The sequence below is a fragment of the Pseudomonas sp. L-22-4S-12 genome, assembly GCF_009799935.1.
In the GTDB taxonomy this organism is placed as follows: Bacteria; Pseudomonadota; Gammaproteobacteria; order Pseudomonadales; family Pseudomonadaceae; genus Aquipseudomonas.
On the sequence record NZ_WELL01000001.1, the window covers coordinates 512,157 to 536,605 of the forward strand.

Consider the following 24,449-nt stretch of genomic DNA (forward strand, 5'->3'; position numbering starts at 1 on the left):
TAACGCCGATCAAACCTCGCCGCAGCGACCTTCGCGGGCCCGCGCCAGGTGCCGGCCGTGGGCATCGTAGAGCTTGGCCCAGGGGCGGAAGCCATGGCTGCCGCTGCGCAGCAGGTAGCGCTGGCCGGCGGCGAATTCGGCGTAGTCCAGGGTCAGCAGGCAGGTGCGCGGGCGGCCCTGGCTGAGCGGGCCGATATTGCCCGGCGCGACCTGGAACTGCAGGCGCACCTGCAGGGCGTGGCGCCCGGGGCTGACCTGGAAGTAGCGGTCGTCTTCCAGGGCCTTGCCGTCCACCTGCAGGGCCTGCAACTGCTGATCTTCGCCGCCGTGTAGCTCGATCCAGGCCTGGCTGGGGTCGTGGCGCGGCAGCCACAGGGCGCAGCCGGCAAGGACGATGGGTAGGCAGCAGAGCAACAGGCGGCGCATGGCGGTTTTCCTCATGGCTGGCGTATGGCAGGGGCAATGCAATAGGCTCATGGGCATGTTACCGATCCCATCGTTCGTCATGCTCGACCGCGCCCGCCGCCGCGTGGTTCCCCTGCTGCTCGGCCTGCTGCTGGGCGGTTGTGCCAACCTGGATTATTTTAGCCACCTGGCCGTGGGGCAGACGCGGTTGCTGCAGGCGCGTGAGCCGGTCAGCGCGATTCTCGCCGACCCGGACGCCGACCCGCAGCTGCAGCAGCGTCTGGCCCTGGCCCAGCAGGCCCGCAGCTTTGCCAGCGCCGAACTGGGCCTGCCGGACAACCGCAGCTATCGCCTGTATGCCGACCTGCAGCGGCCCTTTGTGGTGTGGAACGTGTTCGCCACCGCCGAGCTATCCCTGGCGCCGCAGACCCACTGCTTCCCCATCGCCGGCTGCGTGGCCTACCGCGGCTACTACCAGCAGGGCCGCGCCCGTGGTGCCGCCGCGCTGCTGCGTCAGGAGGGGCTGGATACCCATGTCGCCGGCATCGAGGCCTATTCCACCCTAGGCTGGTTCGACGACCCGATCCTCAACAGCATGCTGCGCTGGGACGACGAGCGCCTGGCCGCGGTGATCTTCCACGAACTGGCCCACCAGCAGCTGTATGTGCAGGACGACACCGCGTTCAACGAATCCTTCGCCAGCTTCGTCGAGCAGCAGGGCCTGCGCCAGTGGCGCGCCAGCCATGGCCTGCCGGAGCAGGACGACGCCGGTGAACGGCACAAGCAGCAGTTCATCGCGCTGATCCTGGCCAGCCGCGCGCGCCTCGAACAGCTGTACGCCAGCCCGCGCAGCGATGAGGAGAAACGCCAGGGCAAGGCCGCCGAGTTCGCCCGCCTGCGCAGCGAATACCGCCAGCTGCGCGACAGCCAGTGGCGCGGCGACCGGCGTTTCGATGCCTGGATCAACGCGCCGCTGAACAATGCCAAGCTGCTGCCTTTCGGTCTGTATGACCAGTGGGTGCCGGCCTTCGCCGCGCTGTTTGCCCAGGCCGGCAGCGACTGGGCGGCCTTCTACGCGCGCGCCGCCGAGCTGGGCGAGTTGCCGGCCGAGCAGCGCCATGCCCGGTTGAACAGGCTGATGGCGGGCGACTAGCGCGCTTGGCTGACCATCAGGCGGCTTGCGGCCGGTACACCCAGCGCAGGCTCAGGCGGGTCAGTGGCCAGAGCAGAGCCAGCAATCCCAGGCCGGGCAGCGCCAGCAGCGCTTCGCTGAACAGCTCGTTGCCGCTCAGGGTATACAGCGCGATGGCCACGGCAACCAGCACGAAGGCCAGCAACCACAGCAGCAGGCACAGCAGGCTGGCGAGGATCAGTCGGCCCGGGTTGCACTGGCGCAGCTGCACCGGCAGAGCGCTCCAGGCGGCGGCGAAGACCAGGGCGGTGTGCAGCAGACCCGCCAGCAGGAACAGGCTGTAGATCCACGTACTGTCGTAGAAGAACAGCTGTTCCGGCAGCAGACTCACCAGCTTCAGGTAGCACACGGCAAAGCACAGGGCGAAGACCAGGGCCGGCTCCCAGCGCCGGACCGTGTGCGCCGCGCCCGGCACGGCGTGGCGGCGCAGCAGATGCAGGCTCAGCCACAGCGGCAACAGGGTGTCGAGGACGAACAGCAGCAGGTTGATCGGCTCGCTGACCAACAGCTGCGCCAGGGTCGGCGACTCGAACCATTCGTAGGCCCGGGACAACAGCTGTGACAGCACCTGCCCCGCAACAAAACCCAGCCCCAGCGACAGCACCAGCGCCATGCCGAAGAACAGCGCCAGCAGCTGCCGGGGGCGCGCGAAGCCGGCGATGGCGTGACGCTCCAGGTAGCTGCGGCTCAGCAGCAGGACGGCGGCGGCGCTGAGCAGCGCCCCTTCGACAAACGAGGCGAGGATTTGCGGCAGGTACTCCAGGTAGCTGGTGAAAATCTGCTCGTCCTGCAACAGCCACACGCTGAGCAGACTGATCACAAAGCCGATCAGGCTGATCAGCAGCGCCAGGCCCATGAAGGCAAAGGGCAAGGCGGATGCCCGAGCCGTCAACGCTGCTGCGGGAGTTTGGCTGACGGGTAGGTCGAAAGGGTTGGCGTGCACGGGGGAAATCCTTTTCTGCTCGGTAGACGTCGCGCTGCCAGCATAGCCGGCAGGGTTGGCGGGCCAAAAGCCAGCCGGGTCGGCGGCGTGATGCGGGTCACTCGGCCTGGTCGTAACCCTCGGCCAGGTGCAGGTCTTTCAGCTTCACGTAGTTGGCCGCGCTGTAGCTGAAGAAGGCACGTTCCTTGTCGCTCAGTGGCCGCGCCTGCTTTACCGGGCTGCCGACGTAGAGGTAGCCACTTTCCAGCACCTTGCCCGGCGGCACCAGCGAACCGGCGCCGATCACCACTTCGTCCTGCACCACCGCGCCGTCCATGACGATGCTGCCCATGCCGACCAGGATGCGGTTGCCCAGGGTGCAACCGTGCAGGGTCACCTGGTGGCCGATGGTCACGTCGTCGCCAATGATCAGCGGGTAGCCGTCTGGGTTGAACGGCCCGGCGTGGGTGATGTGCAGTACGCTGCCGTCCTGCACGCTGGTGCGCGCGCCGATGCGGATGCGGTGCATATCGCCACGGATCAGGGCGAAGGGCCACACCGAGCTGTCTTCGCCCAGCTGCACGTCACCTATGACCACCGCCGCACGGTCGACAAACACCCGCGCGCCGAGCTGCGGAGTCACCCCCTGGTATTTACGAATCGCCACGATAAAAGCTCCCAAGCTGCGGTTTGCCCCGATTGTAATTAACATGCGCAGCACTGCGGTTGTGAATTGCCGCCCGCGGCCCCATAACCTGTTCATGAATTCGTGCATCAAAGGTGCCTTGCCGTGTCCGCCAGCAACCCTCTTCTCCAAGATTTCGACCTGCCGCCCTATTCCGCGATCAAGCCCGAGCATGTCGAGCCGGCCATCGACAGCATCCTCGCCGACAGCCGGGCAGCGCTGGTGTCCATCCTCGAAAGCCAACGTGCCGCGCCGAGCTGGGACGGCCTGGTGCTGGCCCTGGACGAGCTGAACGCGCGCCTGGGCCGTGCCTGGAGCCCGGTCAGCCACCTCAATGCGGTGTGCAACAACGCCGAGCTGCGCGCGGCCTACGAGGCCTGCCTGCCCAAGCTGTCCGAGTACTGGACCGAGATGGGCCAGAACAAGCCGCTGTTCCAGGCCTACGAGGCGCTGGCGGGCAGCCCGGCGGCTGGCGGTTTCGACGTAGCGCAGAAGACCATCCTCGAACACGCCCTGCGCGACTTCCGCCTGTCCGGCATCGACCTGCCGGCCGCCGAGCAGAAGCGCTACGGCGAGATCCAGATGAAGCTGTCCGAGCTGACCAGCAAGTTCTCCAACCAGCTGCTCGACGCCACCCAGGCCTGGACCAAGCACGTCGGCGACGAAGCGGCCCTGGCCGGCCTGACCGACTCGGCCAAGGCGCAGATGGCCCAGGCCGCCGAGGCCAAGGGCCTGGACGGCTGGCTGATCAGCCTGGAATTCCCCAGCTACTTCGCGGTGATGACCTACGCCGACGACCGCGCCCTGCGCGAAGAGGTCTACGCCGCCTACTGCACCCGCGCCTCCGACCAGGGGCCGAACGCCGGCCAGTTCGACAACGGCCCGCTGATGGCCGAGATCCTCGACCTGCGCCAGGAGCTGGCCCGTCTGCTCGGTTTTGGCAATTACAGCGAGCTGTCGCTGGCCAGCAAGATGGCCGAAAATACCGACCAGGTTCTGCATTTTCTCCGCGACCTGGCCGTGCGCAGCAAGCCCTTCGCCGCCCAGGACCTGGCGGAACTGAAAGCCTTCGCCGCCGAGCAAGGCTGCGCCGATCTGCAGAGCTGGGACGTCGGTTACTACAGCGAGAAGCTGCGCGAGCAGCGCTACAGCATTTCCCAGGAGCAGGTGCGCGCCTGGTTCCCCATAGACCGGGTGCTCAGCGGCCTGTTCGCCATCGTCGAGAAGCTCTACGGCATCCAGATCAAGGAGCTTAGTGGTTTTGATAGCTGGCACCCGGACGTGCGCCTGTTCGAGATTGAGGAGAACGGCCAGCACGTCGGCCGCTTCTTCTTCGACCTCTACGCCCGCGCCAACAAGCGCGGCGGGGCCTGGATGGATGGCGCCCGCGACAAGCGCCGGGCCGCCGATGGCCAGCTGGTCAGCCCGGTGGCCAACCTGGTGTGCAACTTCACCCCGGCCTCCCTCGGCAAGCCGGCGCTGCTGACCCACGACGAAGTCACCACCCTGTTCCACGAGTTCGGCCACGGCCTGCACCACTTGCTGACCCGCGTCGAACATGCCGGCGCGTCCGGCATCAACGGCGTGGCCTGGGATGCGGTGGAGCTGCCGAGCCAGTTCATGGAGAACTGGTGCTGGGAGCCGGAGAGCCTGGCACTGATCTCCGGCCACTACGAGAGCGGCGAGCCGCTGCCCCAGGACCTGCTGGACAAGATGCTGGCGGCGAAGAACTTCCAGTCCGGGCTGATGATGGTGCGCCAGCTGGAGTTCAGCCTGTTCGACTTCGAACTGCACGCCACTCACGGCGACGGCCGCAGCGTGCTGGAGGTGCTCGAAGGCATCCGCGCCGAAGTCTCGGTGCTGCGTCCGCCGGCCTACAACCGCTTCGCCAACAGCTTTGCGCACATCTTCGCCGGCGGTTACGCGGCCGGTTACTACAGCTACAAGTGGGCCGAGGTGCTGAGCGCCGATGCCTTCTCCCGGTTCGAGGAAGAGGGCGTGCTCAACCCGGCCACCGGCCGCGCCTTCCGCGAGGCGATCCTGGCCCGTGGCGGTTCCCAGGAACCGATGCTGCTGTTCGTCGACTTCCGCGGCCGCGAGCCGAGCATCGACGCCCTGTTGCGCCATTCCGGCCTGAGCGGGGAGGCGGCATGAGCAGCGTGAAGAAGCGTTTTATCGCCGGTGCCGTGTGCCCGGCCTGCAGCGCCATGGACACCATCCAGATGTGGGATGTCGACGGCACGCCGAACCGCGAGTGCGTGGCCTGCGGCTACGCCGACACCCTCAACGCCCAGGGCCAGTCGGTGCCCCGGGAGCTTGGCACGCGGGTCAACCAGAGCGCAGCCAAGCCGGCCAACCCCAAGGTGCAGGCGGTGCAGTTCTTCCCCAACCCGAAGCTGAAAAAGCCCGCCGAGTAACTTCCGGACGGTACTGTCACTCTCGGCAGATAACTGTATATTTGTACAGTTATCTGCCAAGGGCCTCGCCATGTCCACCCCCCTGCCGCCGCGCGGTCGCGGCACCGCCTGCAACCCGCACAACCGCTTCGCGCCGCAGCGCATCATCGCCACGGACGACGGCTGGTTCCAGGAAGTGCCGCCCAGCCGCGCCACCGAGGTGCGGGTGGAAATGGCCAAGAGCATCATCAGCCGCAACCAGTCGCCGGACCTGCCGTTCGACCGCTCGCTCAACCCCTACCGCGGCTGCGAGCATGGCTGCATCTACTGCTATGCCAGGCCCAGCCATGCCTACTGGGACCTGTCGCCGGGCATCGACTTCGAGACCAAGCTGATCGCCAAGCGCAACGCGCCGGCCCTGCTCGAGCAGCAGCTGAGCAAGCCGGGCTACGTTTGTGCGCCGATCGCCCTAGGCAGCAACACCGACCCCTACCAGCCGATCGAGCGCGAACACCAGTTGACCCGTCGCTGCCTGGAAGTGCTGCTGCGCTATGGCCACCCGCTGACCATCGTCACCAAGGGCGCGTTGATCCTGCGCGACCTCGACCTGCTCAGTCAGCTGGCCGAGCGCCGCCTGGTTTCGGTGTACATCAGCCTGACCACCCTGGACGACGAGCTCAAGCGCATCCTCGAACCGCGCGCCGCCGCACCGTCCGCACGCTTGCGGGCGATTCGCGTACTGCGCGAACAGCGCATCCCGGTGGGCGTGCTGTGCTCGCCGATGATCCCGATGATCAACGACATGGAGCTGGAGAACTTGCTGGAGGCGGCCCAGCAGGCCGGCGCGCAGAGCGCCAACTACATGCTGCTGCGCCTGCCGCGGGAGGTGGCGCCGCTGTTCGAGGAATGGTTGCAGGCGCACCACCCGCAGCGCGCCGAGCATGTGCTGAGCCTGATCCGCCAGAGCCGCGGCGGCGAGCTGTACGACAGTCGCTTCGGCCAGCGCTTCCGTGGCCAGGGCGTGTTCGCCGAGCTGCTGGCGCAGCGCTTCGCCCTGGCGCTCAAGCGCCTGGGGCTGAATCGGCGCGAAGGTTTCGCTCTCGACTGCAGCCAGTTCGCCCCGCCCGGCGGCCAGCTGTCCTTGCTGTAATTTGTGACTATTCGCGGCTGGCGGCTGTCCGCATGCCGGGTCGATAATTCGCCCAGCGCAACGGTTCAGCATGAGGTAGACGCAATGCCCTACAAGCACAACGCCATTCCCCTGCAGGCGCGCACCGCGCCGGAAAGCGCCGACGAGGCGCTGAGCGCCATAGTCGGCGGCTTCAAGCGCTTCCGCAGCGAGGTCTTCCCGCAGCAGGAGGAGCTGTTCAAGGCCCTGGCAAACGCGCAGAACCCGCGGGCCATGTTCATCACCTGCGCCGACTCGCGCATCGTGCCCGAGCTGATTACCCAGAGCGCGCCGGGCGACCTGTTCGTCACCCGCAACGTCGGCAACGTGGTGCCGCCCTACGGGCAGATGATGGGCGGGGTTTCCACCGCCATCGAGTACGCGGTGCTGGCCCTGGGCGTGCAGCACATCATCGTCTGCGGCCATTCCGACTGCGGCGCGATGAAGGCGGTGCTGGCCCCCGAGACCCTGGAGAGCATGCCCACGGTCAAGGCCTGGCTGCGCCACAGCGAGGTGGCGCTCAAGGTGGTCGAGGAGAACTGCGGCTGCGGCGGCCACGACACCCTGGGCATCCTCACCGAGGAGAACGTGATCGCCCAGCTCAATCACCTGTGCACCCACCCCTCGGTGGCGGCGCGGCTGGCCAGCGGCCAGCTGTTCATCCACGGCTGGGTCTACGACATCGAGAGCAGCGCGATCCGTGCCTACCACGCCGAGAGCGGGGACTTCCTGCCGCTGGACGGCGAGGTGGTGCCGATGGCCACGCCCAGGGCGCGCTACCCGGCGCAGTGAAACGACAAGGCCCGCGAATGCGGGCCTTGTTGCATCTGGCGTCAATTAGAACTCGCTCAGGAGCTCGCGAGCTAGGATCAGGCTAGGAGAAAGTACGTGAGGAAGCGCAGTTTACTGCTGGTAAATGAGCATTCCGAAGGTGCTTTCGACGACGCATGGCCGACGCGCAGCAGCTTCTGAACGGGTTTTCAGGCCGGCAGGCCCAGCTCCACGCCGAGCTGGCGCGACAGGCACGGCCAGCTCTGCCAGGCCGCCAGGGTTTGCGGGCTGCTCAGGCGGGCGCGGTAGTCCTGCACCGAGCTCTGCTGGAACACGCTGTCGTCGAGCAGACCGTCCATGGTGTGCTGCACCGCTTCGTCCAGCTGGTTGGCGAAGGGCTCGCCGATCAGCTGGTGGGCGATCAGGTTGGCCACCGTGGTATCCAGCGGGATCAGCGGCTGGCCGAGGTGGGTGATGTAGCGGTCGTTGACCTCCTCGACCAGGCGGTGGGCCAGGTAGGATTCGTCGAGCAGGGCATCCAGGCCCTGATGGCCCTCCATGACGCTCGGCGGGCTGAGGAAGAACTGCTCGGCCAGCTTCAGCACCGGCTTGATCTGCTCCTCGATGCCGGCCTCGCGGGCCACGCTGTAGGCGGCGTCGAGCACGTCCGGGACCTGCTCGATATAGGCGGCGACGAAGCGTTCGAGCACGCCACGGGCGTCGCTGGCCGGCAGCTGGATGGTCGGGTGCAGCTTGGCCAGCTGGCCTTGCAGCTGTTGCGCCAGGGCGCCGCTGTCGGCTTCATGGGCCAGTGCCTGCTGGATCTGTTCGCGCAGTGCGAGGGTATTCATGACGGCTCCTGTGTTGAGGACATGATTCAAACGAAAGTTCACCTTAGCTCGCCACGGGTGCTGACTAAGATCGGATTGTCATAATTATTAAATATTTATTCTTGCTTGCTATATAGCGTGCCCCCGCTCTAGGTCGCAGCCCCCGCCATTGCTGCCCCTGCGCCAAGGATAAATTCCCCGCGGCATTTTTCTGGCTGCGTTGTTATGTCGCAGTGGCTGTCTATACTCGAAATCGCAAGGCGTTACCTGATGGAACCGGACGGGCTGCGGCACGGAGAGGTTTCGACAGTTTCAGCCAGCTGTATCGGCAGTCGATCCCTTTGCCGCGGGCTTTGCCGGCGGGATAACAAGAACAATTAAGGGGAACCCGCAATGATGCGACATCCACGAGTCTGGATGGGCCTCCTGCTGTGGTTGGCATTCGGCTCGGCGCAGGCCGAGTGGGCAGTCAACATGCTGCCCGGCGCCACCGAGGTCAGCCGTTCAGTCTTCGACCTGCACATGATCATCTTCTGGATATGCGTCGTGATCGGCGTGGTGGTCTTCGGCGCGATGTTCTGGTCGATGATCATCCACCGCCGTTCCACCGGCCAGGTCGCCGCTCACTTCCATGAAAGCACCACGGTGGAGATCCTCTGGACCGTGGTGCCGTTCGCCATCCTGGTGGTGATGGCGGTGCCGGCGACCAAGACCCTGATCGACATCTACGACACCTCCGAGTCGGAGCTGGATATCCAGATCACCGGCTACCAGTGGAAGTGGCACTACAAGTATCTGGGTCAGGACGTCGAGTTCTTCAGCAACCTGGCCACGCCCGCCGCGCAGATCAACAACCAGGCGGAAAAAGGCGAGCACTACCTGCTCGAGGTGGACCAGCCGCTGGTGGTGCCGGTCGGCACCAAGGTGCGCTTCCTGATCACCGCCGCCGACGTGATCCACTCCTGGTGGGTGCCGGCTCTGGCGGTGAAGAAGGACGCCATCCCCGGCTTCGTCAACGAATCCTGGACCCGCATCGACAATCCCGGCGTCTACCGTGGCCAGTGCACCGAGCTGTGCGGCAAGGACCACGGCTTCATGCCGGTGGTGGTGGAAGCCAAGAGCAAGGAAGACTTCGCCCTCTGGCTGGCCGAGCGCAAGGCCGAGGCGGCCAAGGTCAAGGAGCTGACCAGCAAGGAGTGGACCCGCGACGAGCTCTACGCCCGTGGCGAGAAGGCCTACCAGACCAACTGCGCCGCCTGTCACCAGCCGACCGGCGAAGGCCTGCCGCCGATGTTCCCGGCGCTCAAGGGCTCGAAGATCGCCACCGGCCCGGTCGCCGGCCATCTAGGCATCGTGGTCAACGGCAAGCCCGGCACCTCCATGGCCGCCTTCGGCAAGCAACTGTCGGAAGTCGATATCGCCGCGATCATCACCTACGAGCGCAATGCCTGGGGCAATGCGGTGGGCGACATGGTCACGCCGAAAGACGTCCTCGCGTTCAAACAGGCTCAGGAGTAAGGACATGAGTGCAGTGATCGACCACGGTCATACTGACCACCACCATGGCCCGGCCAAGGGCCTGATGCGCTGGGTGCTGACCACCAACCACAAGGACATCGGCACCATGTACCTGTGGTTCAGCTTCGCCATGTTCCTGCTGGGTGGCAGCATGGCCATGGTGATTCGCGCCGAGCTGTTCCAGCCGGGCCTGCAGATCGTGCAGCCGGAGTTCTTCAACCAGATGACCACCATGCACGGCCTGATCATGGTCTTTGGCGCGGTGATGCCGGCGTTCGTCGGCCTGGCCAACTGGATGATCCCGCTGATGGTCGGCGCGCCGGACATGGCCCTGCCGCGGATGAACAACTTCAGCTTCTGGCTGCTACCGGCGGCCTTCGGCATGCTGGTCAGCACCCTGTTCAGCGAAGGCGGCGGGCCCAACTTCGGCTGGACCTTCTACGCGCCGCTGTCGACCACCTATGCGCCGGAGTCGGTGACCTTCTTCATCTTCGCCGTGCACCTGATGGGCATCAGCTCGATCATGGGCGCGATCAACGTGATCGCCACCATCCTCAACCTGCGCGCCCCCGGCATGACCCTGATGAAGATGCCGCTGTTCGTCTGGACCTGGCTGATCACCGCCTTCCTGCTGATCGCGGTGATGCCGGTGCTGGCCGGGGTGGTGACCATGATGCTGATGGACATCCACTTCGGCACCAGCTTCTTCAGCGCGGCCGGCGGCGGCGACCCGGTGCTGTTCCAGCACGTGTTTTGGTTCTTCGGCCACCCCGAGGTGTACATCATGATCCTCCCCGCCTTCGGTGCGGTCAGCTCGATCATCCCGGCCTTCGCGCGCAAGCCGCTGTTCGGCTACACCTCGATGGTCTACGCCACCGCCTCGATCGCCTTCCTGTCGTTCATCGTCTGGGCGCACCACATGTTCACCGTGGGCATCCCGCTCACCGGCGAACTGTTCTTCATGTACGCCACTATGCTGATCGCCGTGCCCACCGGGGTGAAGGTGTTCAACTGGGCCAGCACCATGTGGCAGGGCTCGATGACCTTCGAGACGCCGATGCTGTTTTCCGTGGCCTTCGTCATCCTGTTCACCATCGGCGGCTTCTCCGGGCTGATGCTGGCCATCGCCCCGGCGGACTTCCAGTACCACGACACCTACTTCGTGGTGGCGCATTTCCACTACGTGCTGGTGCCCGGGGCGATCTTCGGCATCTTCGCCTCGGCCTACTACTGGCTACCGAAATGGACCGGCCACATGTACGACGAGACCCTCGGCAAGCTGCATTTCTGGATGAGCTTCATCGGCATGAACCTGGCGTTCTTCCCCATGCACTTCGTCGGCCTGGCCGGCATGCCGCGGCGCATTCCCGACTACAACCTGCAGTTCGCCGACTTCAACATGCTCTCGTCGATCGGCGCCTTCACCTTCGGCGCGACGCAATTCCTCTTCCTGTTCATCGTCATCAAGTGCATCCGTGGCGGCAAGCCCGCCCCGGCCAAGCCCTGGGACGGCGCCGAAGGGCTGGAGTGGACGGTGCCGTCGCCGGCGCCCTACCACACCTTCACCACCCCGCCGGACGTGAAGTAGGAGCACCGCCGTGAGCGAAGCCCTGGCCACCCGTCGCCTGATCGTCCGCCTGCTGGCGGTGGTGGTCGGCATGTTCGCCTTCGGCTTCGCCTTGGTGCCGATCTACGACGTGATGTGCCAGGCCTTCGGCATCAACGGCAAGACCGCCGGGGCCTACCAGGGCGGCCAGGTGGTGGACGAGCAGCGTCAGGTGCGCGTGCAGTTCCTTGCCACCAATGCCGCCGACATGGTCTGGGAGTTCCATGCCAAGGCGGATGACCTGGTGGTGCATCCGGGGGCGAGCAACCAGATGCTGTTCGTCGCTTACAACCCGACCGACAAGCCGATGACCGCCCAGGCCGTGCCCAGCGTGGCGCCGTCCAAGGCGGCGGCGTTCTTCCACAAGACCGAGTGCTTCTGCTTCACCCAGCAGGTGCTGCAGCCGGGCGAGCGCATCGAGATGCCGGTGCGCTTCATCGTCGACCGCGACCTGCCTGCCGATGTGAAGCACCTGACGCTGGCCTACACCCTGTTCGATATCACTGCGGCGCAGGTTTCTGTGGCGCAGACGACTCCATAAGGAGAACAACAATGTCGAGTCACCAGCACTACTACGTTCCCGCCCAGAGCAAGTGGCCGATCATCGCCACACTCGGCATGCTGCTGACCGTCTACGGTCTCGGCACCTGGTTCAACGACCTCAAGGCCGAGCGTGCCGACTCCAACGGCCCGCTGATCTTCTTCGTCGGCGGCTTGTTCCTCGCCTACATGCTGTTCGGCTGGTTCGGCGCGGTGATCAAGGAGAGCCGCGGCGGCCTGTACAGCCCGCAGATGGACCGCTCGTTCCGCTGGGGCATGAGCTGGTTCATCTTCTCCGAGGTGATGTTCTTCGCCGCCTTCTTCGGCGCGCTGTTCTATGTGCGCAACTTCTCCGGGCCCTGGCTCGGCGGCGAGGGCGCCAAGGGCGTGGCCAACATGCTCTGGCCGGCCTTCGAGTTCGCCTGGCCGGCGCTGAACAACCCGGATGCCAAGCTGTTCCCGCCGCCCAAGGAAGTGATCGATCCCTGGCACCTGCCGCTGATCAACACCATCTTGCTGGTCAGCTCCAGCTTCACCGTGACCTTCGCCCACCATGCGCTGAAGAAGAACAAGCGCGGCCCGCTCAAGGCCTGGCTGGCGCTGACCATCCTGCTCGGCCTGAGCTTCCTGGCATTGCAGATCGAGGAATACATCGAGGCCTACACCGAACTGGGCCTGACCCTCGGCTCGGGCATCTACGGCGCGACCTTCTTCATGCTCACCGGCTTCCACGGCGCCCACGTGACCTTGGGGGCGATCATCCTCACGGTGATGCTGGTGCGCATCCTCAAGGGTCATTTCGACGGTGACAAACACTTCGGCTTCGAGGCGGCCAGCTGGTACTGGCACTTCGTCGATGTGGTCTGGCTGGGGTTGTTCGTCTTCGTCTACGTGCTTTGAGGCGAGTGCCGGGCGGCCGGCTTCGGCGGCCTTACCAGGGGGCGTGGCTGGCCAGCTGGCCACTGTAGAAACCCCAGGCGATCAGCGCCACGGTCACGGCGGTGAGTGCCACGCGCAGGCTCAGCGAATTGACCACTCGCATACCACGGCCCTCGTCCTTGACCAGGAAGAACAGGCCGCTGAACAGGCTGACCAGGGTGGCCAGCAGCAAGAGGACGATCGCGGCTTTCAGCATGCGGGACTCCAGGGGATGGGCAATGGGGTGCACTTGCAGTATAGCCAGCCGCGTTGCGGGTTTCGGGAGGTGCCGATGAGCGCCTTTCGTCCCGGCATTCTGCCCAGCGTGGTGGTGGCGCTGCTGTTGCCGCTATTGGTGACCCTGGGCGTCTGGCAACTCGAGCGGGCCGAGCAGAAGCGTGCCCTGCTGGCCAGCCATGCGGCCCGTCAGCAGGCGGCGCCGATCAGCCTGGCCGAGCTTGAGCAACTGCGCGACCCGGCCCATACCCGCATCCGCCTGCAGGGCCAGTTCGATGCCGGCCACAGCCTGCTGCTGGACAACCGCCAGCGCCGCGGCCAGGTCGGCGTCGAGCTGCTGCAACCCTTCTATGACCAGGCCAGCGGCCTGTGGCTGCTGGTCAACCGTGGCTGGCTGCCCTGGCCGGATCGGCGCATTCCGCCGCAGTTCAGCACCCCGGAGCAGCCCCTGGAACTGGTGGCGCAGGTCTACCTGTCGCCGGGCGCCGGCTTCCAGCTGCAGGCCGACCCGCCGGGCAAGAGCTGGCCGCGGCTGATCACCCTGGTCGAGCCGCAGCGCCTGTGGCAGCAGCTCGGCCGCGGCGGCCTGGCCTACGAAGTGCGTCTCGAACCCGGCCCGGCCGCCTACCTGGCCGAGTGGCCGGTGGTGGCCATGAGCCCGGACAAGCACACCGGCTACGCCGTGCAGTGGTTCGCCCTGGCGGCGGCACTGTGTGGCCTTTATCTCTATCTCGGATGGCGCAATGCGCGGGAGCAGCACGATGAGCACAACCATGAATCCCCCCAACAGCACTCCTGAGGTGGTCGTGCCGCGCCTGCGCGGACGCCTGCAGCTGATCCTGCTGCTGCTGGTGGCGATCGGCCCGATGATCCTGGCCACCGCCATGTACCAGTGGCGCTTCTGGGTACCGGATGCGCGCAACTACCACGGCGAGCTGATCGGCGACGGCCAGAGCCTGGCCGACCTCGGCGTCACCGGGGCCGCCCAGGAGCGCTGGCAGATCCTGGTCACCGCGCCGCAGGGCTGCGCCGAGGATTGTCGCCAGCTGGTCTACACCGCCCGGCAGATCCAGATCGGCCTCAACCGCGATGCCAGTCGCGCCAGCCATGGCCTGGCCAGCGGCAGCCCGCTGCCGGCCGACTACGACGCCCAGCTGCAGCGCGAATACCCGCAGCTGGGGCGCTATGAACTGGCGCTACCGGCCTACGAGAAGACCAGCAAAGGCGCCAGCGGCGCCCAGCTGTGGCTGGTCGATCCGCACGGCAACCTGGTGCTGCGCTACGACGCCACGGTCAAGGGCAAGGCCATCCTCAATGACCTGCGCCTGCTGCTGAAGCTGTCGCAGATCGGCTGACGTACTCGCCAAACCCATGCCCGCATAACAACAAGAACGAGGCCCCTGGATGACTGAACGCACAACCCGCCCCGGCTACCGCCTGGCCCTGTTCGCCACCCTGCTGGCGGTGCTGGTGGTTCTGCTCGGCGCCTATACCCGGCTGACCCATGCCGGCCTCGGCTGCCCGGACTGGCCGGGCTGCTACGGTTTCATCGGCGTGCCGCAAAGCGAGGCGCAACTGGCCCATGCCGAGGCGCGCTTCCCCGAGGCGCCGGTGGAGGCGCAGAAAGGCTGGAACGAGATGGTCCATCGCTACTTCGCCGGCAGCCTTGGCCTGGTGATTCTCGGCCTGGCGCTGCAGGCCCTGCGCCGGCGCGGCGAGCCGGGCCAGCCGCTCAAACTGCCGCTGTTGCTGCTCGGTGTGGTGATCGCCCAGGCCGCCTTCGGCATGTGGACGGTGACTCTCAAGCTGTGGCCGCAGGTGGTCACCGCGCACCTGCTGGGCGGCTTCACCACCCTGGCCCTGCTGTTCCTGCTGACCCTGCGCCTGTCCGGCGCGCTGCCAACCCTGCCGAGCATTTCCCGACGCTTGCGTCTGCTGGCGGGCGTGGCCCTGGTCCTGGTCATCGGCCAGATCGCCCTGGGTGGCTGGGTCAGCTCCAACTACGCGGCGGTGGCCTGTGTCGATCTGCCCGCCTGCCATGGCCAGTGGCTGCCGGCGATGGACTTCGCCAACGGCTTCCACCTGACCCAGCACATCGGCCCCAACTACCTCGGTGGCCAGCTCGACAGCGATGCGCGCACCGCCATCCATATGAGCCACCGCATCGGCGCCCTGCTGGTCAGCCTGGTTCTGCTGCTGCTGGCCTGGCGCCTGCGGGCCGCCGGCCAGGGCAAGCTCAGCGGTCTGTTGCTGCTGGCGTTGGCGGTGCAGGTCAGCCTGGGCCTGAGCAATGTGCTGCTGCATCTGCCACTGGCCGTGGCCGTGGCGCACAACGCGGGTGGCGCGGCCCTGTTGCTGGTGCTGGTGCTGATCAACTACCGCCTGCGTACAGCTTCTGTAGGAGCGAGCTCTGCTCGCGAATCCTGCGCCACCGATGGTTCGCGAGCAGAGCTCGCTCCTACGGTTTTGGCCCAGGTCGGCAAATTAGGATAAGGAGAGACCCCCATGGCTACTCTGCTGCAAACCCGCCGGGAGCACGCCAGCTGGCGCGACTACCTGGAACTGACCAAGCCGCGCGTGGTGCTGCTGATGCTGATCACCTCGCTGGTCGGCATGTTCCTCGCCACCCGTGCAGGGGTGGCCTGGCCGGTGCTGGTGTTCGGCAACCTGGGCATCGGCCTGTGTGCCGGCGCGGCGGCGGCGGTCAACCACGTGGTCGACCGGCGCATCGACTCGATCATGGCGCGCACCCACAAGCGCCCGGTCACCGCCGGGCGCCTGTCGCCGGCGGCGGCGCTGGGTTTCGCCCTGCTGCTGGCGGTGGCGGGTATGGCCCTGCTGCTGACCTTCACCAACGAGCTGGCGGCCTGGCTGACCCTGGCCTCGCTGCTCGGCTATGCGGTGCTCTACACCGGCTTTCTCAAGCGCGCCACGCCGCAGAACATCGTCATCGGCGGCCTGGCCGGCGCCGCGCCGCCGCTGCTCGGCTGGGTTGCGGTGACCGGGCACATCAGCGCCGAGCCGCTGTTGCTGGTGCTGATCATCTTCGCCTGGACGCCGCCGCACTTCTGGGCCCTGGCCATCCACCGCAAGGCCGAATACGCCAAGGCCGACATTCCCATGCTGCCGGTGACCCATGGCGAGCACTACACCAAGGTGCACATCCTGCTGTACACCGCGGTGATGATCGCCGTGACCCTGCTGCCCTATGCCATCCACATGAGCGGGCTGCTCTATCTGGCCTGCGCCGTGCTGCTCGGCGGGCGCTTCATGTACTGGGCCGTGGTGCTGTACCGTGACAGCAAACCGCACGCGGCGATCAACACCTTCAAGTACAGTATCTGGTACCTGTTCCTGCTGTTTATCGCCCTCCTCGCCGATCACTACCTGTTGCTGAACCTATGACCCGAACGCAGAAAACCGTCTTTGTCCTCTTCGCCGCCGTTGCCCTGGTGCTCGGCCTCACCGTCAACAAGGTGCTCAACAGCAAGGGCGACGGCACCGACAAGGTGGCCCTGCTCGATGCCGGCATCGTCCTGCTGCCGCAGAGCCGCAGCCTGCCGGGCCTGTCACTGACCAACCAGGACGGCCAGGCGCAGGCCGTGGACCAGTTCAAGGGCCAGTGGAGCCTGCTGTTCTTCGGCTACACCTTCTGCCCGGACATCTGCCCGGCCACCCTGGCCCAATTGCGCCAGCTCAAGGGCATGCTGCCGGCCGAGACCCAGGCCAGGCTGCGCGTGGTGCTGGTGACGGTCGACCCGCAACGCGACAACCCCGAGCAGCTGAAGAAATACCTGGGCTTCTTCGACCCGGCCTTCCTCGGCCTGACCGGGGCCCAGGAGGATCTGCAGAAGCTGGCCAGCGCGGTGAGCATTCCCTATATCCCGGCCGATACCAGCCAGGAAAACTACACCGTCGACCACAGCGGCAACCTGGTGATCCTCGGCCCGGACGGCACCCAGCGCGGCTTCATCCGTGCGCCGCTGAACAACGACAAGCTGGCGGCGCAGCTGCCGGGATTGCTGCAGAGCGCAGAGTGATCGCCCGCTATTCGGACAGAAAAAAGCCGCGCAGTGCGCGGCTTTTTCTTGGGCGGGTTAAGAGCCTGTTTACGCTCTTTTGAGCTAGAGCCAGGCAAGGCGAAAGTGGACGAGGGCGCGGAGTTTACAAGCCGTAAATGAGCAGCCCGAGTCCAATTTCAACGCAGCATGGCCGACGATCAAGAGATCGTAAACAGGTTCTAAGCAGGCGATCAGAACGCCGGCACTACCGCGCCTTTGTACTTGTCGGCGATGAAGGTTTTGACTTCGGCGCTGTGCAGCGCCTTGGCCAGCTTCTGCAGGGCCGCGTCGTTCTTGCTGGCTTCGCGCACCACCAGAATGTTGACGTAAGGCGAGTCGCTGCCTTCGATCACCAGGGCATCCTTGGTCGGGTTGAGGCCGGCTTCCAGGGCGTAGTTGGTGTTGATCAGCGCCAGGTCGACCTGGGCCAGCACGCGCGGCAGGGTGGCCGCTTCCAGCTCACGCACCTTGATCGCCTTGGGGTTCTCGGCGATATCCTTGACGGTGGCGGTGATGCCGGCGCCGTCCTTCAGCTTGATCACGCCAGCTTTTTGCAGCAGCAGCAGGGCACGGCCGCCGTTGGTGGCGTCGTTGGGGATCACCACCTGGGCGCCTTGCGGCAGCTCGGCGAGGGTCTTGATCTTGCTCGAGTAGGCACCGAAGGGCTCGACGTGCACGCCGGCGATGCTCACCAGCTTGGTGCCGCGCGAAGCGTTGAATTCATCCAGGTACGGCTGGTGCTGGAAGAAGTTGGCGTCCAGGCGCTCTTCGGCCACCTGCACGTTCGGCTGCACGTAGTCGGTGAAGACTTTCACCTGCAGGTCGACGCCGTCCTTGGCCAGGGCCGGTTTGACGAACTCGAGGATCTCCGAGTGCGGCACGGCGGTGGCGGCGACGCGCAGGGTGTCGGCGGCCTGGGCGGCGGCGCTGGTCAGGGCGGCCGCGGCGGCCAGGGCGGTCAGCAGTTTCTTCATGGTTCAACTCCTTGTGGGATGGGGCGCGGGGTCCCGTGGGTAACGGGTCGCCCGCTGTTCTATGGGGTAGGGCGAATTCAGTCGGTTACTTGCGCGAGCTTTTTATTTCCTAGAAAAATGCACCACCAGCTTGTCGCCGGCGGTCTGCAGCACCTGCACCAGCACCAGCAGGAGGATCACGGTCACCGCCATGACGTCCGGCTGGTAGCGCTGGTAGCCGTAGCGCACGGCCAGGTCGCCGAGGCCGCCGCCGCCGATCAGGCCGCTCATGGCGGTGTAGGAGACCAGGGTAATGGCGGTCACGGTGGCGGCGGCGATCAGCCCCGGCAGGGCTTCCGGCAGCAGGGCGCGGAAGATGATCTGCAGGGTGGTCGCGCCCATGGCCTGGGTCGCTTCGATGATGCCGCGGTCGACTTCGCGCAGGGCGGTTTCCACCAGGCGGGCGAAGAACGGCGTGGCGCCGACCACCAGCGGCGGGATGGCACCGGCCACGCCCAGCGAGGTGCCGGTGATCAGCACGGTCAGCGGGATCATCAGGATCAGCAGGATCACGAACGGTACCGAGCGCAGCACGTTGACCAGCAGCGACAGCACCGCGTACAGCGCGCGTTGCTCGAACATCTGCCGCGGCCCGGTGAGGAACAGCAGCACACCCAGCGGCAGGCCGAGCAGCACGGTGAACAGCAGCGAGCCGCCGAGCATGTTGAGGGTGTCGAGACTGGCGTAGCCGATCTCCTGCCAGTCGACATTGGGTAGCCAGCTGGCCAGCAGGGATTCGATCATCGCAGCACCTCCAGGTGCACGTCGGCCGCCTGGAAGCGCGCCAGCGCGGCGTCGATGTCGCCGCCGGTGAGGGCCAGGGTCAGCTGGCCGTAGGGGCTGTCCTTGATACGGTCGATGCGCCCGGCGAGGATGCTGTAATCCACTCCGGTCTCGCGCGCCACGGTGCCCAGCAGCGGCGCGTAGGTGGCCTCGCCCTGGAAGGTCAGCCGCAGGATGCGGCCCTGCACATGGGCGAAGTCGTCGCGCTGCTCGTTCTCGTCGATGTGCTCGTCTTCCTGGACGAAGCGCTTGGTGGTGGCGTGCTGCGGATGGAGGAACACCTGGGCCACCGGGCCCTGTTCGACGATCTGCCCGCCGTCCATCACCGCCACCTGGTCGCACACGCGGCGGATCACGTCCATCTCGTGGGTGATCAGCACGATGGTCAGGCCCAGTTCGCGGTTGATCTCGGCCAGCAGCTGCAGCACCGAGGCGGTGGTCTGCGGGTCGAGGGCGCTGGTGGCCTCGTCGCACAGCAGGATCTTCGGCCGGGTGGCCAGGGCGCGGGCGATGCCGACGCGTTGCTTCTGCCCGCCGGACAATTGCGCCGGGTACTTGTTGGCGTGCTCGCTGAGGCCCACACGGGCCAGCAGCTCGGCCACCCGCTGGCTGATCGCGTCGCGGCTCAGCTCGCCGGCCAGCTGCAGGGGCATGGCCACGTTGGCGGCGACGGTCTTCGACGACAGCAGGTTGAAGTGCTGGAAGATCATCCCGACCTGCTGGCGGAAGCGGCGCAGGCCGTTGGCATCCAACGCGGTGATGTCCTCGCCGTCGACCGTGATGCGCCCGCCGGAAGGTTCCTCCAGGCGGTTGATCAGGCGCAGCAGGGTGCTCTTGCCGGCCCCGGAATGGCCGATCAGGCCGAACACCTGGCCGGCTTCGATGCGCAGGTCGGTGGGCTGCAAGGCGGGCACGTCGCGCCCGGCGACCCGGTAGGTCTTGTTGACGTGGTGGAACTCGATCACGGAGCGAACCTTGTGGGTACGGGGGAGTGACTGCCGCCATCCGATGGGCGCGGCGACTCCTTCTAGCCTAGGCGGTTAGCCGAAAGCCGCGCATTTTAGCCGGTTTGTTTATGCGTTCTTAGTCTTTATTGGCCTGAATAGCGATCAGCCAGGCATAAGCATGTCGGTTGGTTGAGGTGCATAGCGCCGAAGCCCAACGGTTGGCGTCGTGACCGCCTGTGTTGGGCTTCGCTGCGCTCAACCACAACCTACCCGGTTGCGGCGTAGGTGCCGCTCAGCTGTTGCTCTGCGGGCTGAGCACCAGGCGCGGCTCCTGGTCCGGCTTGAGCACCGGCGAGAATTGCGGGTTGAAGCTGGGGTCGAGCTTCTTGATGCGGGCCGAGAGCAGGGCGGCGACGAAGGGATAGTCCTTGGCCTCGCGCACCTCCAGGCGCACCGCACAGTCGAAGGCGACCACATCGGCGGCGACTGCGTCGAGCAGGGTGCGCAGGCTGTCGCGGTCGTTGGCGTCGAGCATCGGCATGGCCACGCTGCTGCTGCTGGCGCTGGGGTCGATCAGGCGGGCGCGGCCGCTTTCCTGCGGCTTGCTGACCACCTGAGGCGCGGCGGCAACCACCGCTGGTGCGGCGCTGGCGGCCTCACGGGCGGCGCGCTGTTCGGCGGCGGCCGCTTCGCGTTCGGCCAGGGCGGCGGCCTGCTCCTCGGCCAGTTGCTGCTGGCGGGCGCGCTCGGCTTCCTTCTTGGCGATGATCGCCTCGGCCTCGCGCAGGCGCCGTTCGACGTTCTCGCGGCGCTCGGCGGAGTCCTCGGCAACGGCGGCGACTGCCGGTTTGGCCGCGACCTTGGCGGGCTCGGCTTTCGGTTCGGCTTTCGGCTTGGCCGCGGCGACCGGTGCCGGCTTGGCACCGCCCTGGACAGCGCTGGCGGTCAGGCTGGCCTGGTATTCCTGGCGCAGCACCGGAGACGCGGCGCTCAGATGGCGCTCGCCCTGGCTCAGGGTCGCATTGGCCGCGGCGGTATCGCCGGCCTGCAACTGCTGGCGCCCCTGTCGCAGGTAGGCGCCGGCCAGTTCGCGCTGGTACTGCTCGATGCGCACGTCGTTCCGGGCGGTCTGCTGCTGCAGGGCGGCCAGGCCCTGCTCGGCGGCCTGCAGTTCACCGCGGCTGATCTGCGCGGAGACGGCGTTGAAGTCCTTGACCTGTTCGTCGATGGTCCAGTACTCGGCACGGGCTTCGCTGAGCAGCAGGCCCAGGGCAAGGGCTATGAAATAGCGCGGCGCAGTAGCGTTCATTTTGTGACCTGTCGGTTCTTGTTCGTTTTTGTTTGTGCAAAAAACGGCCAATACTAACGGGCCCGACGGGGGAGTACAAAACTCAGCAGGAAAAGTGCGGCAGCGGCCACAACTATGGACGGCCCGGCGGGTGTGTCCTGGTACCAGGAAAGGCTCAAGCCCGCGGCTACCGCGAGCATGCCCAGCACGCTGGCGCCGATCGCCATCTGCTCCGGGGTACGCGCATGGCGCTGGGCGGCGGCGGCCGGAATGATCAGCAGCGAGGTGATCAGCAGCACGCCGACTATCTTCATCGCCACCGCGATGACCACCGCGATCAGCAGCATCAGCGCCAGGCGCAGGGCCGCCACCGGCAGGCCTTCGACCCGTGCCAGCTCCTCGTGCACGGTGATCGCCAGCAACTGGCGCCACAGCGGCAGCAGCAGGGCCAGGACCAGCACGGCGCCGCCGATGATCCAGGCCAGGTCGCCGGGGCCGACGGCCAGCAGGTCGCCGAACAGGTAGGCCATCAGGTCGATGCGCACCTCGTCCATAAAGCTCAGCACCACCAGGCCCAGCGACAGGGTGGTCGGCGCGAGGATGCCCAGCAATGTGTCCGAGGCCAGCGGCTGGCGCTGTTGCAGGGTCACCAGCAGCACGGCCAGCAGCAGGCAGCCGGCGGTTACCGCCAGGGTCGGGCTGACGTCCAGCAGCAGGCCGAGGGCCACGCCGAGCAGGGCGGCATGGGACAGGGTGTCGCCGAAATAGGCCATGCGCCGCCAGACCACGAAGGAGCCCAGGGGGCCGGCGACCAGGGCTAGGGCCAGGCCGGCGAGCAGTGCGTTGAGGAGAAAATCTGGCATCAGTGTTTGCAACCTGGACCGTGGACATGGGCCGGGCCGTGGATGGTCAGGCCGGGCTGATCGACCACCGCGCCGTGCAGGTCGTGGCTGTGGTCGTGGTGGTGGTGGTAGATGGCCAGGCTCTTGGCATCCTGGCCGAACATCTCGACGAACACCGGGTCGTTGCTGACCTGTTCCGGGTGGCCGGAACAGCACACGTGGCGATTCAGGCAGACCACCTGGTCGGTGGTGCTCATCACCAGGTGCAGATCGTGGGAGACCATCAGCACGCCGCAGCCGTGGCGGTCGCGCAGGCGGGTGATCAGGCGGTACAGCTCGGCCTGGCCGGCCACGTCGACGCCCTGTACCGGTTCGTCGAGCACCAGCAGCTCGGGCTCGCGCAGCAGGGCGCGGGCCAGCAGCACGCGCTGCAGCTCGCCGCCGGAAATGCCCTGCAGCGGGCTGTCGATCACCTGTTCGGCGCCGACCTCGGCCAGCGCCGCCTGCGCCGCGGCGCGGTCGACGCCCGGCACCAGGCGCAGGAAGCGCAGCACCGACAGCGGCAAAGTCGGGTCGACGTGCAGCTTCTGCGGCATGTAGCCGATGCGCAGGCGCGGCTTGCGCTGCACCCGGCCGCTGTCGGGCTTGAGCAGGCCGAGCACGGCGCGCACCAGGGTGGTCTTGCCGGCGCCGTTGGGGCCGATCAGGGTGACGATCTCGCCGGCGCGCACGGTCAGCTGCACATCCTGCAGCACGCGCTGCCCGGAGAAGCCGACGCCGACGCCGTCGAGCTGGATCAGCACCTCGTTCATGCCGCCTCCCGGCAACTGGCGCACAGGCCGACGATTTCCACGGTCTGGCTTTCCACCACGAAGCCGACCTCTTTGGCGCCGGCGACAATCGCCTGGCTGATGCTCGGCAGCTCCAGTTCGATGGCCGTATGGCAGCTTTTGCAGATAAGGAACTGGCCCTGGTGCGCGTGCTCCGGGCGCACGCAGCCGATAAAGGCGTTGAGCGAGGCGATGCGATGGACCAGGCCGTTCTCCTGGAGGAAATCCAGCGCCCGATAGACGGTCGGCGGGGCGGCGCGGCGGCCGTCTTCTTCGCTCAACACGCCGAGGATGTCGTAGGCGCCCAGCGGCTTGTGGCTCTGCCAGACTAGCTCCAGCACGCGCTTGCGCAGGGCGGTCAGGCGCGTGCCCTGCTTGCTGCACAGCGCATCGGCCTCGGCCAGGGCGCTGCTGACGCAGTGCGAATGGTCGTGTGGCAGGCAGGCCAGCGGGGTCTTGGCGGTGTGGGGTTTGAGCATGGGCGGCGACGTCCGGGGTAAGAGACGTTATTCTATAACTCTTTATCCGCCGAGTGTTGCCGTCGTGTCGCGTCTGTCTGCTGTTGTCCTGCTGTGCCTGTTTTCCCTGTCCGCCCGTGCCGAGGTGCAGCTGCTGACCAGCATCAAGCCGCTGCAGCTGATCGCCGCCGCCGTGCAGGAGGGGGTCGGCACGCCCGCCGTGCTGCTGCCGCCGGGCGCCTCGCCGCACCGTTTCGCCCTGCGCCCCTCGGATGTGCGGCGGATCCACGGCGTCACCCTGCTGTACTGGATCGGCCCGGACATGGAGAGCTTCCTGCCGCGCGTGCTGCAGGGCCGCAGCCTGCCGAACGTGGCCGTGCAGGACTTGCCGGGTTTGCAGCTGCGCCATTTTTCCAAGGTAGACAGCGGCGAGGGCGAGCACGCCGAACACGGGCATGACGAGCATGACGATGAGGTGCTTGCCGATGAGCATGACCACGACCACCGTCCCGGCACGCTGGATGCCCACCTCTGGCTGCTGCCGCACAACGCCAAGGTGATAGCGGCCAAGATGGCCGCCGACCTGGCCCAGGCCGACCCGGCCAATGCGGCGCGCTACCAGAGCAACCTGGCCGCCTTCGAAGCGCGTCTGGATGCCCTCGACCAGCGCCTGCACGCGCGCCTGGACAAGGTGGTCGGCAAGCCCTACTTCGTTTTCCACGAGGCTTACGACTACTTCGAGGCCGCCTATGGCCTCCAGCACGCCGGCGTATTCAGCGTGGCGGCCGAGGTGCAGCCGGGTGCGCGGCACGTGGCGGCCATGCGTGAGCGCCTGCAGGCGGCCGGGCCGAGCTGCGTGTTCAGCGAGCCGCCGCTGCGCCCGCGCCTGGCGCAAACCCTGAGCGCCGGCCTGCCGGTCAAGCTGGCGGAAATGGACGCCCTGGGCGGCAGCCTGGCGGTATCGGCGCAGGGCTACGAGCAGTTGCTGGAAAACCTCGGCCAGCAGCTGGCCGGTTGCCTGGAAAGCCTCTGAGGCTGG

General features: G+C 66.7%; 27 protein-coding genes. 15 read left to right on the forward strand and 12 right to left on the reverse strand.

Features of this window, described 5'->3' with window-relative positions:
* Positions 1–9: 9 nt before the first annotated feature.
* Positions 10–426, reverse strand: coding sequence for a hypothetical protein (locus F3I16_RS02365; RefSeq protein ID WP_160492156.1), 417 nt, complete (start codon positions 424–426; stop codon positions 10–12).
* A gap of 55 nt (positions 427–481) precedes the next feature.
* On the opposite strand from F3I16_RS02365, the gene F3I16_RS02370 reads away from it, so the two are divergent.
* Positions 482–1,558: an aminopeptidase gene (locus F3I16_RS02370; protein WP_256670054.1), complete on the forward strand. Its 1,077-nt coding sequence runs from the start codon at positions 482–484 to the stop codon at positions 1,556–1,558.
* Between the two features lie 16 nt (positions 1,559–1,574).
* Here F3I16_RS02370 and F3I16_RS02375 read toward each other — a convergent pair whose 3' ends face one another.
* Entirely contained in the window at positions 1,575–2,468 is an 894-nt protein-coding gene (locus F3I16_RS02375; protein WP_160492158.1) for a hypothetical protein, read from the reverse strand.
* 169 nt (positions 2,469–2,637) lie between these two features.
* Positions 2,638–3,186 (reverse strand): gamma carbonic anhydrase family protein, encoded by a 549-nt coding sequence (locus tag F3I16_RS02380; protein ID WP_160492159.1) that lies wholly within the window; start codon positions 3,184–3,186, stop codon positions 2,638–2,640.
* Positions 3,187–3,309: 123 nt separating this feature from the next.
* On the opposite strand from F3I16_RS02380, the gene prlC reads away from it, so the two are divergent.
* The 4 genes from prlC (at position 3,310) to F3I16_RS02400 (ending at position 7,560) form a co-directional block, all read left to right on the forward strand.
* Positions 3,310–5,358 carry an oligopeptidase A gene (prlC, locus tag F3I16_RS02385; RefSeq protein ID WP_160492160.1) on the forward strand — a complete coding sequence of 683 codons (2,049 nt, stop codon included), beginning with the start codon at positions 3,310–3,312 and terminating at the stop codon, positions 5,356–5,358.
* Positions 5,355–5,621 (forward strand): YheV family putative zinc ribbon protein, encoded by a 267-nt coding sequence (locus F3I16_RS02390; protein WP_160492161.1) that lies wholly within the window; start codon positions 5,355–5,357, stop codon positions 5,619–5,621. The genes prlC and F3I16_RS02390 overlap by 4 nt, the downstream gene beginning before the upstream one ends.
* A gap of 70 nt (positions 5,622–5,691) precedes the next feature.
* The gene (locus F3I16_RS02395) at positions 5,692–6,750 is read left to right on the forward strand and encodes a PA0069 family radical SAM protein (RefSeq protein WP_160492162.1); all 1,059 of its coding nucleotides are present in this window, start codon (positions 5,692–5,694) and stop codon (positions 6,748–6,750) included.
* Between the two features lie 84 nt (positions 6,751–6,834).
* Positions 6,835–7,560, forward strand: coding sequence for a carbonic anhydrase (locus F3I16_RS02400; protein WP_160492163.1), 726 nt, complete (start codon positions 6,835–6,837; stop codon positions 7,558–7,560).
* Positions 7,561–7,748: 188 nt separating this feature from the next.
* On the opposite strand, the gene F3I16_RS02405 is transcribed toward F3I16_RS02400, so the two are convergent.
* A complete protein-coding gene (locus tag F3I16_RS02405; protein WP_160492164.1) occupies positions 7,749–8,390 on the reverse strand; it encodes a hypothetical protein in 642 nt (213 codons plus the stop codon).
* A gap of 372 nt (positions 8,391–8,762) precedes the next feature.
* Between F3I16_RS02405 and coxB the strand changes: the two genes are divergently transcribed.
* The 4 genes from coxB to F3I16_RS02425 are packed head-to-tail and all read left to right on the forward strand — an operon-like array spanning position 8,763 to position 12,933.
* Positions 8,763–9,887 (forward strand): cytochrome c oxidase subunit II, encoded by a 1,125-nt coding sequence (coxB, locus tag F3I16_RS02410; protein WP_160492165.1) that lies wholly within the window; start codon positions 8,763–8,765, stop codon positions 9,885–9,887.
* Positions 9,888–9,891: 4 nt separating this feature from the next.
* Positions 9,892–11,475 carry a cytochrome c oxidase subunit I gene (gene ctaD, locus F3I16_RS02415; RefSeq protein WP_160492166.1) on the forward strand — a complete coding sequence of 528 codons (1,584 nt, stop codon included), beginning with the start codon at positions 9,892–9,894 and terminating at the stop codon, positions 11,473–11,475.
* A gap of 10 nt (positions 11,476–11,485) precedes the next feature.
* Positions 11,486–12,034, forward strand: a complete 549-nt coding sequence (locus tag F3I16_RS02420; protein ID WP_160492167.1) for a cytochrome c oxidase assembly protein — start codon at positions 11,486–11,488, stop codon at positions 12,032–12,034.
* Positions 12,035–12,045: 11 nt separating this feature from the next.
* Positions 12,046–12,933: a cytochrome c oxidase subunit 3 gene (locus F3I16_RS02425; RefSeq protein WP_160492168.1), complete on the forward strand. Its 888-nt coding sequence runs from the start codon at positions 12,046–12,048 to the stop codon at positions 12,931–12,933.
* A 31-nt stretch (positions 12,934–12,964) separates the two neighbouring features.
* Here the strand turns inward: F3I16_RS02425 and F3I16_RS02430 are convergent, their stop codons facing one another.
* Positions 12,965–13,168, reverse strand: a complete 204-nt coding sequence (locus F3I16_RS02430; RefSeq protein WP_160077305.1) for a twin transmembrane helix small protein — start codon at positions 13,166–13,168, stop codon at positions 12,965–12,967.
* Between the two features lie 75 nt (positions 13,169–13,243).
* Here F3I16_RS02430 and F3I16_RS02435 point away from each other — a divergent pair, with 75 nt between their 5' ends.
* Genes F3I16_RS02435 through F3I16_RS02455 form a run of 5 tightly spaced genes read left to right on the forward strand, consistent with a single transcriptional unit; the run spans position 13,244 to position 17,228 of the window.
* Positions 13,244–13,987, forward strand: a complete 744-nt coding sequence (locus tag F3I16_RS02435; protein ID WP_160492169.1) for an SURF1 family protein — start codon at positions 13,244–13,246, stop codon at positions 13,985–13,987.
* Positions 13,950–14,543 carry a hypothetical protein gene (locus tag F3I16_RS02440; RefSeq protein WP_160492170.1) on the forward strand — a complete coding sequence of 198 codons (594 nt, stop codon included), beginning with the start codon at positions 13,950–13,952 and terminating at the stop codon, positions 14,541–14,543. The genes F3I16_RS02435 and F3I16_RS02440 overlap by 38 nt, the downstream gene beginning before the upstream one ends.
* Positions 14,544–14,592: 49 nt before the next feature.
* On the forward strand, positions 14,593–15,681 hold the full coding sequence (locus F3I16_RS02445; RefSeq protein ID WP_160492171.1) for a heme A synthase: 1,089 nt from the start codon (positions 14,593–14,595) through the stop codon (positions 15,679–15,681).
* Between the two features lie 12 nt (positions 15,682–15,693).
* Positions 15,694–16,593, forward strand: a complete 900-nt coding sequence (gene cyoE, locus F3I16_RS02450) for a heme o synthase (protein ID WP_160492172.1) — start codon at positions 15,694–15,696, stop codon at positions 16,591–16,593.
* Positions 16,590–17,228, forward strand: a complete 639-nt coding sequence (locus F3I16_RS02455) for an SCO family protein (RefSeq protein WP_160492173.1) — start codon at positions 16,590–16,592, stop codon at positions 17,226–17,228. The genes cyoE and F3I16_RS02455 overlap by 4 nt, the downstream gene beginning before the upstream one ends.
* Before the next feature lie 212 nt (positions 17,229–17,440).
* Here F3I16_RS02455 and F3I16_RS02460 read toward each other — a convergent pair whose 3' ends face one another.
* From F3I16_RS02460 to zur, 7 genes are all read right to left on the reverse strand, one after another.
* The gene (locus tag F3I16_RS02460) at positions 17,441–18,223 is read right to left on the reverse strand and encodes a MetQ/NlpA family ABC transporter substrate-binding protein (protein WP_160492174.1); all 783 of its coding nucleotides are present in this window, start codon (positions 18,221–18,223) and stop codon (positions 17,441–17,443) included.
* A 102-nt stretch (positions 18,224–18,325) separates the two neighbouring features.
* Complete coding sequence (locus F3I16_RS02465) at positions 18,326–19,006, reverse strand: methionine ABC transporter permease (protein WP_160488076.1); 681 nt, start codon at positions 19,004–19,006, stop codon at positions 18,326–18,328.
* A complete protein-coding gene (locus F3I16_RS02470) occupies positions 19,003–20,010 on the reverse strand; it encodes a methionine ABC transporter ATP-binding protein (RefSeq protein ID WP_160492175.1) in 1,008 nt (335 codons plus the stop codon). Before F3I16_RS02470 ends, F3I16_RS02465 begins: the two co-directional genes overlap by 4 nt.
* 274 nt (positions 20,011–20,284) lie before the next feature.
* Complete coding sequence (locus F3I16_RS02475; protein ID WP_160492176.1) at positions 20,285–21,301, reverse strand: hypothetical protein; 1,017 nt, start codon at positions 21,299–21,301, stop codon at positions 20,285–20,287.
* A gap of 53 nt (positions 21,302–21,354) precedes the next feature.
* Positions 21,355–22,143 (reverse strand): zinc ABC transporter permease subunit ZnuB, encoded by a 789-nt coding sequence (znuB, locus tag F3I16_RS02480; protein WP_160492177.1) that lies wholly within the window; start codon positions 22,141–22,143, stop codon positions 21,355–21,357.
* Entirely contained in the window at positions 22,143–22,934 is a 792-nt protein-coding gene (gene znuC / locus F3I16_RS02485; protein WP_160492178.1) for a zinc ABC transporter ATP-binding protein ZnuC, read from the reverse strand. Before znuC ends, znuB begins: the two co-directional genes overlap by 1 nt.
* Entirely contained in the window at positions 22,931–23,431 is a 501-nt protein-coding gene (zur, locus tag F3I16_RS02490) for a zinc uptake transcriptional repressor Zur (RefSeq protein WP_160492179.1), read from the reverse strand. Before zur ends, znuC begins: the two co-directional genes overlap by 4 nt.
* Between zur and F3I16_RS02495 the strand changes: the two genes are divergently transcribed.
* Positions 23,430–24,443, forward strand: a complete 1,014-nt coding sequence (locus F3I16_RS02495; protein ID WP_160492180.1) for a zinc ABC transporter substrate-binding protein — start codon at positions 23,430–23,432, stop codon at positions 24,441–24,443. The genes zur and F3I16_RS02495 overlap by 2 nt on opposite strands.
* The last annotated feature ends 6 nt before the right edge of the window (positions 24,444–24,449 follow it).

Coding starts and splice junctions, on each gene's coding strand:
- F3I16_RS02365 (WP_160492156.1), bottom strand. CDS start 426: ATGCGCCGCCTGTTGCTCTGCTGCCTACCCATCGTCCTTGCCGGCTGC.
- F3I16_RS02370 (WP_256670054.1), top strand. CDS start 482: ATGTTACCGATCCCATCGTTCGTCATGCTCGACCGCGCCCGCCGCCGC.
- F3I16_RS02390 (WP_160492161.1), top strand. CDS start 5,355: ATGAGCAGCGTGAAGAAGCGTTTTATCGCCGGTGCCGTGTGCCCGGCC.
- F3I16_RS02395 (WP_160492162.1), top strand. CDS start 5,692: ATGTCCACCCCCCTGCCGCCGCGCGGTCGCGGCACCGCCTGCAACCCG.
- F3I16_RS02400 (WP_160492163.1), top strand. CDS start 6,835: ATGCCCTACAAGCACAACGCCATTCCCCTGCAGGCGCGCACCGCGCCG.
- F3I16_RS02405 (WP_160492164.1), bottom strand. CDS start 8,390: ATGAATACCCTCGCACTGCGCGAACAGATCCAGCAGGCACTGGCCCAT.
- coxB (WP_160492165.1), top strand. CDS start 8,763: ATGATGCGACATCCACGAGTCTGGATGGGCCTCCTGCTGTGGTTGGCA.
- ctaD (WP_160492166.1), top strand. CDS start 9,892: ATGAGTGCAGTGATCGACCACGGTCATACTGACCACCACCATGGCCCG.
- F3I16_RS02425 (WP_160492168.1), top strand. CDS start 12,046: ATGTCGAGTCACCAGCACTACTACGTTCCCGCCCAGAGCAAGTGGCCG.
- F3I16_RS02430 (WP_160077305.1), bottom strand. CDS start 13,168: ATGCTGAAAGCCGCGATCGTCCTCTTGCTGCTGGCCACCCTGGTCAGC.
- F3I16_RS02435 (WP_160492169.1), top strand. CDS start 13,244: ATGAGCGCCTTTCGTCCCGGCATTCTGCCCAGCGTGGTGGTGGCGCTG.
- F3I16_RS02440 (WP_160492170.1), top strand. CDS start 13,950: ATGAGCACAACCATGAATCCCCCCAACAGCACTCCTGAGGTGGTCGTG.
- F3I16_RS02445 (WP_160492171.1), top strand. CDS start 14,593: ATGACTGAACGCACAACCCGCCCCGGCTACCGCCTGGCCCTGTTCGCC.
- cyoE (WP_160492172.1), top strand. CDS start 15,694: ATGGCTACTCTGCTGCAAACCCGCCGGGAGCACGCCAGCTGGCGCGAC.
- F3I16_RS02455 (WP_160492173.1), top strand. CDS start 16,590: ATGACCCGAACGCAGAAAACCGTCTTTGTCCTCTTCGCCGCCGTTGCC.
- F3I16_RS02460 (WP_160492174.1), bottom strand. CDS start 18,223: ATGAAGAAACTGCTGACCGCCCTGGCCGCCGCGGCCGCCCTGACCAGC.
- F3I16_RS02465 (WP_160488076.1), bottom strand. CDS start 19,006: ATGATCGAATCCCTGCTGGCCAGCTGGCTACCCAATGTCGACTGGCAG.
- F3I16_RS02475 (WP_160492176.1), bottom strand. CDS start 21,301: ATGAACGCTACTGCGCCGCGCTATTTCATAGCCCTTGCCCTGGGCCTG.
- znuB (WP_160492177.1), bottom strand. CDS start 22,143: ATGCCAGATTTTCTCCTCAACGCACTGCTCGCCGGCCTGGCCCTAGCC.
- znuC (WP_160492178.1), bottom strand. CDS start 22,934: ATGAACGAGGTGCTGATCCAGCTCGACGGCGTCGGCGTCGGCTTCTCC.
- F3I16_RS02495 (WP_160492180.1), top strand. CDS start 23,430: ATGGGCGGCGACGTCCGGGGTAAGAGACGTTATTCTATAACTCTTTAT.
- zur (WP_160492179.1), bottom strand. CDS start 23,431: ATGCTCAAACCCCACACCGCCAAGACCCCGCTGGCCTGCCTGCCACAC.